10 protein-coding genes are annotated in these 12207 nt (G+C 42.3%); 4 read left to right on the top strand and 6 right to left on the bottom strand.

What is annotated here, in order from left to right; translation table 11 throughout:
• Nucleotides 1-153: 153 nt before the first annotated feature.
• The 5 genes from MD535_RS16525 to MD535_RS16505 form a co-directional block, all read right to left on the bottom strand.
• A complete protein-coding gene (locus tag MD535_RS16525; RefSeq protein ID WP_265676132.1) occupies nt 154-1458 on the bottom strand; it encodes a restriction endonuclease subunit S in 1305 nt (434 codons plus the stop codon).
• Between the two features lies 1 nt (nt 1459).
• Entirely contained in the window at nt 1460-4069 is a 2610-nt protein-coding gene (locus tag MD535_RS16520; RefSeq protein WP_265676131.1) for a type I restriction-modification system subunit M, read from the bottom strand.
• Nucleotides 4070-4515: 446 nt separating this feature from the next.
• Nucleotides 4516-4800 carry a hypothetical protein gene (locus MD535_RS16515; RefSeq protein WP_265676130.1) on the bottom strand — a complete coding sequence of 95 codons (285 nt, stop codon included), beginning with the start codon at nt 4798-4800 and terminating at the stop codon, nt 4516-4518.
• Nucleotides 4801-4825: 25 nt separating this feature from the next.
• Nucleotides 4826-5083: a bacteriocin immunity protein gene (locus MD535_RS16510; protein WP_132981172.1), complete on the bottom strand. Its 258-nt coding sequence runs from the start codon at nt 5081-5083 to the stop codon at nt 4826-4828.
• A complete protein-coding gene (locus tag MD535_RS16505) occupies nt 5073-7706 on the bottom strand; it encodes a T6SS effector antibacterial DNase (protein WP_313897279.1) in 2634 nt (877 codons plus the stop codon). The genes MD535_RS16510 and MD535_RS16505 overlap by 11 nt, the downstream gene beginning before the upstream one ends.
• Nucleotides 7707-7975: 269 nt before the next feature.
• Between MD535_RS16505 and MD535_RS16500 the strand changes: the two genes are divergently transcribed.
• The 4 genes from MD535_RS16500 to MD535_RS16485 all read left to right on the top strand — a co-directional run bounded on the left by MD535_RS16500 (nt 7976) and on the right by MD535_RS16485 (nt 9309).
• Entirely contained in the window at nt 7976-8329 is a 354-nt protein-coding gene (locus MD535_RS16500; RefSeq protein WP_265676129.1) for a DUF805 domain-containing protein, read from the top strand.
• Nucleotides 8330-8355: 26 nt separating this feature from the next.
• Entirely contained in the window at nt 8356-8502 is a 147-nt protein-coding gene (locus tag MD535_RS16495; protein WP_265676128.1) for a hypothetical protein, read from the top strand.
• 28 nt (nt 8503-8530) lie between these two features.
• The gene (locus tag MD535_RS16490; RefSeq protein WP_265676127.1) at nt 8531-8806 is read left to right on the top strand and encodes an HU family DNA-binding protein; all 276 of its coding nucleotides are present in this window, start codon (nt 8531-8533) and stop codon (nt 8804-8806) included.
• A gap of 65 nt (nt 8807-8871) precedes the next feature.
• Nucleotides 8872-9309: a regulatory protein RecX gene (locus MD535_RS16485; protein ID WP_265676126.1), complete on the top strand. Its 438-nt coding sequence runs from the start codon at nt 8872-8874 to the stop codon at nt 9307-9309.
• An 8-nt stretch (nt 9310-9317) separates the two neighbouring features.
• On the opposite strand, the gene MD535_RS16480 is transcribed toward MD535_RS16485, so the two are convergent.
• The gene (locus MD535_RS16480) at nt 9318-12206 is read right to left on the bottom strand and encodes a UvrD-helicase domain-containing protein (protein WP_265676124.1); all 2889 of its coding nucleotides are present in this window, start codon (nt 12204-12206) and stop codon (nt 9318-9320) included.
• Nucleotide 12207 lies beyond the last annotated feature (1 nt).

The raw sequence follows: 12207 nt of genomic DNA, 5'->3' as shown, positions 1-12207 counted from the left end.
ATTGTTTTCAAACAAAATGTTTGCCCAGTTTTGCAGTAACTCGGCCTCAGTTTTGTTTTTGAGTATTTCAGGCTCCCATCCTTTTTGGATAAGAACCTCAATAAAAGCCTGCTCAAATTTTGCTTCGGTTTTAAAAATGGTCATGGTCATCCCTTAAACAAACATTTTGCTCAAGCAAGCCTGCTTGATGTTAGTGAGTTTAGTGATCTGTTGTTGGTGTTGATTGATTAAGCTATCGAGTTTTTGAAAGTAGTTGCCGATAGCAGCTTGTTCTTCAACGTGATTTGGAAATACTACATGAGTGTTCTGTATTGTGGTCTTTGATATTGATAGTACTTTTGTTCCTTGCATCAATGATGAAAGCTGGTCATGGTATGAGGCTGAGTTTAAGTAGTAGCCAAGATATTTAGAAGCAAAAGGCAGGGTTGGCCTAACTGCAATAGTGTGCAATCCAGAAAAAACCAACAGCTCACCTACGTTGAATAATTCTACACACTTACCAACAGTATTATCTTCAGCAGCATCAGCAATCACTATGTCACCATTCTTCAAAGCGGTATGCTTCAGCTTATTAGCAACACCATTATTTGTAATAAACGGTATCAGTTCACTATCTGCATCTAAAGTTTCACCAAATTTAATTAATACGTCTCCATAGTGAATGTTTTTTGCCAATCCAACTTGGTAGTTTAGCTCGGCTCTAGAAAGAGTATTGTTTCCTACGTTAACAAAGCATGCTCCAAAGGATTTTTCCTCCCACTCCCCAGTAAACCTTTTAAAGCGGATTTCTGGAACGGTTTCGCCTTTCTTGGGAAACATTTTTACCAGCATGGCATTTTTCAAGCTACTGAGCTTGTCATGCTTGTGATGGTGTTGCTTGATTAGGTTATCGAGCTTTTGGAAGTAGTTACCGATGATGGCTTGTTCTGACCTGTCACTTGGGATTGAAACCGAAAACTTTGAAATACTCGCTTTTGTTAACTGAGGCTGTGCACTTCCAAAACTAATCACCTCTATTTTCTTTTTTCCTTTAGGAGATTTTAAGTATTGAGAGATAACACTTGGTGCTAAACTATTTTTAACCCTCAAGATCAACATACCTGAATTTATTCTCGCAAAAGGGATTTCCTTAGTAATATCTTCGTTGTACCAAGCGATATGACCTATTGAACCTCTAGAAGTCAAAATAATATCGTCAACAATTAACTTACCATTGCCCAAGCTTTCTGATTTTTCCTGAGTTATATACTGCCTTACATCAAATTTGAATCCATTCTTAGTTACATTAGATGCACTTAAAAATAATGTATGCCCTTGTTCTTTAAGGTCTTCTCCATTTGGATAGTTATGACCACGATCGCCATCAAGTACATCAGAAATTTCATCCAAAGAAAAAGATTTCCACGCCTCACTAAACCCTATAAACCGAATATCAGGCACCTTCTTATCTAAATTCATCTTATTCACCCTTCAACAAGTTAGTGAATTCAGCCAAGCCTTGCATATCGAACTCGTTACCTGTGAGCCCGTCCATCATTTCCGCCAACTCATCTTCGGTGGTTTTGATGTCACTCGCGACTTGCGAATAGGTTACAGCGTATTTATCCGCAAGGACTTGTACCTTGTTGGTAAGCTGGGCAATCAAGCTGCTTGGCATCGCAGATAGTTCGCTACTTAATGGATCGATCCATTTTAGGTTCAGCAGGTTGTTTACTTGCTCGTCGCTTAAGCCTTCAATGGTGGTTTTGGTTTTAAGGTGCAGTTTAGTTGTCGCCTCTTTCACTGCTTTTTTCAGCGCTTTTTCTTCATTGATAAGTTTGTTAGCGCGGATAATTTTGGCCTTATAGCTTTCTTCAGGCACAAGGCTATCTTCATTGAACTTAACATTACTGTCTTTCTGTTCTTTCAAGAATACCTTAGCTGCTTTTGCTACTTCAGCATTGACAAAAGCATCTTTGCTTTCTTTGACCGTAGCTAGCTCTTTATCGTCTTCACTAAGCGATTCTAAAATGTCTTCAAGTGAACTTGAGATTTCAACCAAACGATTCTCTTGTTTAGCTAGTGCTGCTAAGTCATCACTTAAGTGAGTTTTTTGCACTAAACCAAAAGGCAGAATGTGACCTTTCCAGCCATCTTGCACCTCAGTATCTTTACCATTTTTCTTTTTGATAACGATATTCGGTTCAACTTGCTTAGTCGCATCAAAACCTTCAGTTTGCATCATTTCTAAATTGGCGCTAATGATTTGCCATTGGTTGTTTAGAAGCTGATAGGCTTGATATTTGTCGATTAAAGCAATAGGACTTAGGCGGTTAAATAGCTCAACACTTAATGAAGCCTCTTGTTGATTACGGTTAACCCCTTCCCAACCTTTAATGAGTTTGGTATTTAAGTCGTCATCAAACCCAGCAAAAGCTCCTTTGTAACCTGCTATAAACTCTATCACCTGTGGATGACTGCTAATGCTTGTATTGACTGTGTCTTTAGCAATAGTCAGCTCACTGTACGCAGAAGATTTAGCCGCAAACAAGGTGCTGCGTAGTTCAGGGAAAGCAAGCCAATATGAATTGAGTTCATTAATCTCACTGTTAGGGATACCGCCTAACATGGTGGCGTGTAAGTCCCAGCTTTCAGCCGCCGCTGAAGAGTCCACATAGCGTGGTATATTTAAGTTGTAACCATTATCACGTAAAGTTTCTTTACTCACGACTTTCGAGAATTTATCGATACTTTCACGATTGATAACAACATCAACAATGCGCTTAATATCACTCGCTTGTAGCTTGTTGTTTTTGCCTTCTTTAATAAAGTGCTTAGACGCATCAACAACCAATACATCAGTATTCTGGCGCTTTTGCTTGAGCACTAAAATCACGGTTGGAATACCCGTACCAAAGAAGATATTCCCCGGCAAACCAATAATGGCATCAATGTGGTTCTGCTCAATAAGTTGCTTACGGATCTCCCCCTCTTCACCACCACGGAACAACACCCCATGAGGTAATACAATGGTCATAATACCATCGGGCTTTAGGTGATAGAGGTCGTGCAATAGAAAGGCAAAATCGGCTTTAGTTTTTGGGGCTAGACCAAAACGCGAATAACGAGGATCGCTATCTTTATAGCTAGGGTCCCATTGTTGTGAATACGGTGGGTTAGAGACAACAGCGTCCACGTATAAGGCATCGTAAGTACCTTGTGGATCGTTCTCATCGAAGTATGGCCAATCGTCTTCTAGAGTATCGCCATTACGGGTTTTAATGTTGCTGGCTTTAATACCACGCATGATGAGATTCATACGGGTAAGGTTATAGGTGTTCGCTTTTAACTCTTGTGCATAATAAGTAATGCTGTCTTTGTTTTTAGCGTATTTTTCGACGGCTTCACCAATATTGATAAGGAGTGAGCCAGAGCCGGACGTTGGATCGTAAATCTCAATGGTGTCTTTATTTTTTAGTTCATGAGCGATGATGTGCGACATGAGAACCGAGACCTCATGAGGCGTATAAAACTCTCCAGCTTTTTTACCTGCATTAGCCGCAAACTTTTCAATCAGGTACTCGTAGATGTAACCCAGAACGTCATAGCCTTGCTGACCGTTCATAGGGATACTTTTGATTAAGTGCAGTAAGTCGCTAATAGCTTTAGTTCGCTTAACCGCGCTTTCTCCGAGTTTGCTTAACCCTGTTTCTAGAGTAGTAAAGATGCCTTCAAACAACTTTTTGTAAGTAGGAGAAATCAAACGGCTAAAAGCAGAAAGTGCATCACGTACGTTAGATTCATCAAAGTCGGACGTTGGATCAACCCACGTTGAAAACAGATTTTCGTAAGCAATAAAATAGCCAAGGTTATCTTGAATGTATTTGACTGTTTCAGCGTCTTCTTCTGTTAGCACTTTGATTTCATCAGACGTCATCCCTTCTTTGGTGACAAACTGAACCTGTTGATCGCTGAGGTACTTATAAAAGATGAAACCTAAGATGTAGTCTTTGTATTCGTTTGCTTCGATCTTTGAACGCATCTGGTTCGCTGATTCCCAGATTTTTGCCGCTAATTGTTGCTTATTCATATTCTGCTCAATTCATTTCAACTATTGACCGACATCGTGAAAACAGTCGGCACATGTTCGTCATATTGCGTTTGGGGACTCAGTTCACCTGAGCCTCTTGTTCTGGTATCTAGGCTTCAAGAGCTTCACTCTTAAACGCCAAAAACCACCGACTTTGAAACCGATGGGAGCCTGTCTTCGCTCGCCAATTTTATTGATGGTTTTAGTGGTGAGAGAATATGAGAAAATTGGATAATAGACAATGATGAAGGTTGCACCTACCAGTAATAATCTTATTAAATTGATAACCCCGAAACTGAGGATGCGCACTATTATCAACACTGTGTGGCTAAACAGATATTCGGGATATGTCGAAGCAAGACCGTAATTCATGGTTCAAATCAGCTCCGAATGCTCTAACTGTATAGTTCCCAATGCCTACTAAATCATGCTCAGTAGCATAAGAGTCATTCATCCTTGAGTTCGCAGCCTGTAATTGCAGAAACAGAGGTAACAAAAGCAATGAGGATCTGTTCATCAGAAAGAGAGCTAAAAATAGGAAAATCCGTAGCATTGCCTGCTGGGCCTGCACCTAATTCAGCAATACGAACCACATTTAAGTAACGCCCTTCTGGCGTGTTGGCCCAATCTCTATCCGGCTCTCTGTGCTGAACCCAAGCACGCTTATAGCCACCAGCCGCTTGTTGCCACTCGATATACAATTGACCTTTGCCATCTTTTTTGATTTGCATGAAATGCCTCTATCGTTTGTTACGGCTAATTAGTTTTTTTAAAGCAGGGCAGGCCGTTGGATTGTCTCCACTCTTTCACAACTCTGACTATATTTTCTGGAGTTCCATCTTCTGGTTTTTCTGGATAATAAATCAGATCTGAACCATCTGGATGCTCTGTAATCTCTTCGAAATGTATAACTGCATCAATATGCTCTTGCTCAGTATCGTAGTCGTCAACGCAGATTCTTTTAACTAATCGAAAAAAATCTGATTCTGAGTATTCTGAAATGTTATTTTTCATTTTTCGCCTTATGAATATCTATATGTCTTCTTGGAGTGAGGATTCTTAGGTTATCTACTTTATAGACATCTCCCCCATGTTGTATCTCAACAACATGATGTATTTCATACTTAACCCTACCGCCAACTCGCTCTCCTTTTCGGCAAAACGGCGCTCTACCATTTTTCATTGTATTAAGGTTGGTTGGGATAAATTGCTCCTTCAACTCTGAGGAGTTATGTATTTCAGTCCAAAGTGCTTTCCTAAATGCATCAAAACTACTGAACTCTCGTCCTCTTAGTTTATCGGCAACCTGAGATGGAATCGGTGAGCCTAGCCCTTCGCTCGCTTTTTCCAGCCATATCCCGTCAATATCTTCACCATGTCCTGTGACTATTCCCGGTTTGTCTCTCGGACTCTCTTTATAAACCACATAAAGTGGTGCAATCCCAGAACTCTCTGGAAACACTAAAATCGCATCTCGCCAATCTTTCTCTTCTGGCATTGGAGTGACGGAGACAGTCGTTTCATCAGAATGAATCGGCGTGACTCGTATATCTTCCAGTTCAAAGTCATCATCTTGACTTGGTGTGCTTTGCCAGCTAGGGTCGCCGCTGTCTGCTGGCGTCCAATAAATGATGGGGCCTTCGTCTTCTAGCTGAACGGAGAGCTGGTTATTATCACCTTGCGCGACGTACTTCACTGGAATGCGCGTATCATCAACATGGTAGGCTTTCACATGCGGATAGTATTCATCTTCATTCGGCTCTGTAATGTGAACACGAAGTCGACTTTGTACCGTGCTGAGCTGCCTTAATTCTTTATCACTATACTGCGTACTATCCCCCAATAAAGACTGCTGCATAGCAAATAACGCACTGATCCCATCGACTTTCCAGCGGTAGCTCTCCACCAGCTTATCTTTCAAAGTGCCCGCCAGCTTTTCGAGTTCAGTGGCAGTAGAGCCTGATGCACTCGTTTTAGGTTGTCCTGCCATAGAGGCGGTCGCCCCCATCGCCATTTGAGCCTGTGTGGCCTGAATAGCAGGGATAACCAATGGATGAGCTTGCGCTTGTCCAAAAAAGAATGACCAAGGCCCAAAGTTTTGAATGGGCTCTTCTATAACGCCTGCGTCAATACAACCTTGCGGTTGTTGGCAAGATTTCGCAAACACCTTACTCGGTGTTACTTCTTTCAAGTTGACGATTGGGATGTCTTTTTCAATCAAGTATTCATGGTTAATCGCTTTAACGTGCGTGTCAGCAAGGTAAGACTCCGTGAATTCATAATACGTATTTGATGGCTGATTCACTTTTTCTGGTTTTGCTGGTGGACTAGCGAAAAACGAGGGTTTTGCTTTCGGGCCTTCCGTATTGTGAGTGACGTTGAGTGAATGACCAACGGCCAATGACATGGGGTCGGCATCATACTGAGGATTGAGTGTCAGTAGCGTCTTAGGGGTTAATGCATACTTTTGTGCAATGCTCATCCACGTTTCACGTTGACCTGTTTCTGGGTCTGTTTGAACAATGTGGTGAGGGAGAGGCTGGGTCTCTTCTTTCGTTGCCATAAAGTCATTGCGTGTCTGGATGGCTTTTTTCGTTGCAGTAAGTAGCTCTGGTACATTAAGCGAAACACCGTGCTCATCTAGCCATTCATCATTTAAACTATCAAGCTCATCCCGAGTGATTTGTCTGTCGAGATAAATCAGGTGTTGATTCTCAACCACTTTTCCCTTGAGCTTCCAAAAGACCAAGATAGCGGTTTGGTCAATGTTATAGCCTCTCACGGAGTCAAGACGATGGTGCATAGAGCGAGTGGCATAAAAGCTCCACTTTTTATCCCCAAGGATTCGGTACTCTTGAATCAGTTTGCAGTCATGAATGTGATAATAAAAACCTTCTGTTGGGTAACCTAAACGCTCGCCCAATTGCACGGCGGGTGTGACAGGAATAAAGCCCTCTAAGGCGACACTGCTTCCTATCTTTCTCATTTTTACGGGTTGATTAGGAGAGATACCCATTGAGATTGAAGCGACTTGTCCCACCAGCTTTTTAGGCTCATCAAACGCCGTTAGCAAGGTATAACGAGTCCCTTCCTCTATTTTGCTTTCATTCCAGCGCCCAAGCATGGCCTCTTTTTTTGTTTTAGCCAGAGCAAAGGAGCAGCCAACATTGCGATGAAAGGTATCGTGAGAGCAAGCGATATCAAGATTGTATTCGTATTTTAGCGAAGGCGGCTCGTCTGAATCATCAGGGCGAGGCCGCTCAGGGATATAAGTGGGCATCGGCAAAGGGGGATGAAGACTTTTGCTTTGAGTACCACTTGACGTTCCACCACTCATTTGTGTACGTGCCAGTAACGCTTTTTGAGCGGTTGGTTCAATGTTATTACTGACATGACTATTCAAACCCCAAGCCGCGCTGCCTAATGCGTTATTATCCTTCATTAGCAGCGGAGCCTGTGGAGAGTCATTAAGAAGTAGCAGATGACCTTGCTTTAATTGCTCAATGAATTGGCGATAGCCCATCCCAGAGGGTATGACACCTTTTAACTCACGCTCAGATAAGGATTCAAAGTCACCTTCGACTTGTTGAAATTCGTGTGTCATCAAATGAATGAGTTCAACCGTTTTGTAGCCCAAAGTGAATCCTTGCTGAGTAATAAGGTAATGTGAGTAATATTATCCCATATCTTGTCGGCTCATCCATGGTTGATATATTAAATTGATTGAATAGATATCACATTTACCCTTGCTCACTCCCATTAGCTAACGGTTTAAGATGAACAAAGTGACAGAGCTATCACAGCCAGTCGCTCCCTCACTTTAATCAATGCAACATGGAGCCATGGTGCTATTCTATCTAAAGCAAGTTGATTTTTATGGGAATTTTTCAGGAGTGAAAGGGGAAGATGATTGAGTATCTAAAAGTATTAAGACACAGTTTTCGGCTCAATGGGCGATTAACTCGTCGAAGCTTCTGGTGCTTTTTCATCATTCATGTGATCATCACTTTATTCTTGGCGTATGGCGTGGTTTCCTATTGGTTCACCGAAGCGGCTCTTTTAGGTTATGTCGTAATGACTTGCCCAGCTCTCATCACCTCTTCCTGTCGACGCCTTCATGATTCTGGGTATTCTTTTAGGTGGCTATTCATGGGGCTGGTTCCGGTACTTGGAACGTTATTCTTGCTTTATGGTCTTTTAAAGAAAGGGGAGCCTTATCACAACCGCTTTGGGCCGAACCCTAGAGTGTGGAAACATTAATGTCGCTTGTTGACGAGGGAAATGTCATGACAAAGAAAACTAAGATTAAGAAATACGTAGAGAGCGTACCAAAGCTAAAGCGTGTAAAGAGTGATGTCACAGTCCATGAGACACGTAAGAAAATTGAACAGTGGCAAGAGCAACAAGAATTAGATAAACAGTTCGAGCTTTAAACGATTAAAACAACCATAGGACATTCAAATGAATAAAACCCAACTTATCGATGTTATCTCAGAGCAAGCAGACATCACCAAAAAGCAAGCACACGATGCACTGGATGTTATTACACGAGGGATTGAACAATCTCTAGCGCAAGGTGAAGAAGTGGCGCTTCTTGGTTTCGGTACGTTTAAAATCACAGAGCGTGCAGCGCGAACTGGGCGCAATCCAAGAACGGGTGAGCCAATTCAGATTTCAGCCAGCAAGTCTCCCACCTTTAAAGCGGGTAAAGCACTGAAAGATGCACTGAATCCATGATCTCAAATTTGTCATGTGGAAGGTGTTTGCTTTCTACATGATTCACTTTTACTGAGCATAACACTATGAATAATATTGAACTGTATGATTTTGCCATCGGCTTGCTCGCAAAGCGGGATTACCCTTCGGGTGAGTTAAGACGACGTTTAAAACGTGAGGCGAGCAATGAGGAAAGTGTGGAGGGCGTGATGGAGCGATTGTTATCACATCATTACGTAGATGACCATCGCCTGATTGAACGAGAGCTCAATAAGCAAATCAATAAAGGTTATGGTCCTAACCGGATAAAGCAAGAGCTCAGACAAAAGGGACTCGACTCCCTTTTGGTTGAACAAGTCATCGAAGACTTAGATGTTGATTGGTTTGAGTTGTGTTTGAAAGTAAAAGAAAAAAAGTTTGCCGATGATGCTCCGCAAGATGCAAAAGAAAAGGCCAAGGTTGTGCGTTATTTACAGTACCGAGGCCATTCCATGAACGTGATTATGGATGTGTTAAATGGATAGCGTCGTAATCAAAACAGAGGTGTGACGCTTTCTTTTTCTCTGGTTACGAGGCTATCAGCCGTGACTTGGTCTGCTTCACGTAAGAATAATTGTTGATAGCGTCGTAAGTTTCCTTCTGTGTAACGTCGCCACTGTCGTTGATATTCTTGGCTATATTGAGCGTAAAACTCCGGTGCTGTTGGTGACCATTGCATCACATCCAACCGCTCTTTTAAACTAACCCATCGACTGCCGAGCTTGAACGTGAGGTTCGGGTTGAGCACGTAATGCCCACGCTTCATGCGGTAGAACAGTTTTTTGTTTCGTACGCCCTCTTTTGAACATTCATTACTGGATAAGTAGCGGCTGATGTACGCTTGTTTTTTCTTCATTGGAGGTAAAACATTATCAGGTAATGTCCCTAACATGACCGCTAGATTCGCGGCCGTCAATCCACTTGAATGATTCACTAACTGGTCGGGAAGGTAGTCGTACCATAAGCTAAGGAAGACGTTGAGTAGGAAGTCATACATGGTATGGCTGTCTAATTTTTCGAGCTTGCCGTCTACCTGAATGGATGTCGCCGGAGGGGTAAGCAAAGAATGCAATTGACTCATTTCCTTACTTAGTGCCTTTTCGGATTGCAAATATCTGCCTAAGTACATTTGCCAAGCATTCAATCCATTATTAGCGACTAAGGTTTTATTTGCCCCCATGTCGATAAGTGCTTCGACTTGAGGCTCATTGTTGTTCATCGTTGCTGTCATCAGTGGCGTAAGATTAAAGCGAGTACGATGATTGACACCGTATTTGCTGACTTCTCGCTCCAACCCTTTAACGTGTTTGAAGTCATAAATGACATGATGCTTCTTATAGAGATTTTTCAACGCTTTCAAAGGGTGACTTTGTGCTTGTGATGCCGCTTTAACACCCAGTTCAATCAGTTGTTGTGTGGTTTTATGTGATTGATTGAGTAAGCAGTATTCAAGGAGTAGCAGTTGAGCTTTCTTATTTTTCTCCGTAAACGCTTCATGATGCAGTGCGGCTAGGGCTTCTCCTTCAAGTGACACCCAAGGCACGGCTTGTTCGCTTAAAATGGATTGGCGAATATTTTCAGCTTGCTCTAACTTACCTTGTTGCTCCAGCCTGATGGCCTCTTTTTGCCACTCTTCAGTCGATGAGGTTTGTTTTTCAATGTGAAGCTCACCGCTAAATCGCTCTATATCCAACAGGGTCAACAGTGGGTGAGTGTGCTTGGTCTCTACGATGTAGAGATTGGTGATGGCACGGGTGACTGCTACGTATAGGGCATTAATATAAAACTTGTACGTTTCCAGTGATTTGTCTGCTTTATCTTTTGCTCTCGCATACGCTAAAGACTCTACTTCTAAATCTTGTAAGCTGACGCCCTGACTGATTTGTTGAAAAATTTGACTTTCATCATGAATAAAGTTGAAAAGGACAATGTTTTCATACTCCAACCCTTTGGCCTCTTCGATAGAGAATACCAAAGGGGTATCAAACACTTTTGAAGCCTGCGCTTTTTGCTCTGAGTGCATGACAAGTACAGCAAACTTCGTGGAGCGAGCAGTGTTGGCGTTGAGCGTCCCTTTAACACTGTCACTGTCATCAAGCAGTTGGATATTACCCACATTGTTTCCGACACAATTGACTAGAAAGTTGCTCTCTTTATCGACACTACCAAATCGAGCGTGTTTGAGCTTCAGTATGCGGTTGGCAACGTCGGTAACCAGTGAGGAGTTGCGGTAATTAGCCTGAAGAATATTCAGGGCTTGGTGACTGTTTTTGAACGTGGCATCAGTGAAAAAGAGAGATTTGAGCTTTGACCATGAGAAAAAATTAGGATGGACAATCTGGTTTGCATCTCCGCAAAGCAGAAAGTCATTCGGTTGGTGTAAGGCGTTTAAAATCAGCATGAGTTGAGTGTTGGTTAAATCCTGCACCTCATCAATGACGATAAAATCATACCTTGCTACCACTTTATCGAGATACTGTTGGCTGATGATGTTGACGTCAAATAAAGCGTGTTCTTTTAAAAAACGTAAGTACTTTTCAAAGAGCGTATAGACCTGCTCACGCTCTTGTTGATCAAATAAGGACTGCTTTATCCCAAGCGCTAGATAAGCGGCCTTATCCAACCAAGGTGAATCAGTGGATGGTCCTGTTAGCACGCCTTTAAATTCTTCATACACTTTTTGAGCAATGAGTTTTTTGCTGCCCGCTCTTAAGTACCAAGTGTGAAAGTCATAACGGGTGACTTCTCGCCCATGTGGCACCTCGATGGTTTCTAAGTATTCGGTAAATGATAAAAAGTCGACCTGCTCTTGAAGGTCATTGTCATAGTTGTTGCTGTAATACTGCTCACGAGCATTCTGTACTAAATAAGGTGAGTGACTGACGTACAGAATATCCCCAACCGCTTGTTTCATTTTTTCAAGGAGTAAGGCGGTCTTTCCGCTTCCGGCAGAGCCTACGATAACTAAAGGGGGCGGCGTGTCGTAGATGAGTTGCTGCTCCTCATCAAAAGAGATGGCTTTGTTAAGGTAATAAAAGTGTGGGCTCTGAGTGTTTAGGTAAACGGCATCAATCGGTTCAAGTGCCTGCTCTTGAGTGACCGTTGGGATTTTACTCTCATCAATGCTAGCACCCGCTAAAAATCGAGATTTTTCATACTCGTGATTAGGGAGGTATTCCAAGACCAAGCAATACGTTTTACCTTGATAACGATAAAGAGAAAAGATGAGCCGAGCAGCTTGGCCTAATTTAGCTCGATAAAGGTTAGGTCGTAGTTTCTTTGCTTCTACCTGAGCAAGATGGCCCTGCTCCATGGATTGTATGAATTTAGCGAGGTGCGGGATTTTCTTGTGTTTTAAATCATTATAAATCAGTACATTCATG

This window comes from Vibrio qingdaonensis, from assembly GCF_026191675.1.
In the GTDB taxonomy this organism is placed as follows: Bacteria; Pseudomonadota; Gammaproteobacteria; order Enterobacterales; family Vibrionaceae; genus Vibrio; species Vibrio qingdaonensis.
This window is presented reverse-complemented; position numbering and strand designations above follow the sequence as displayed.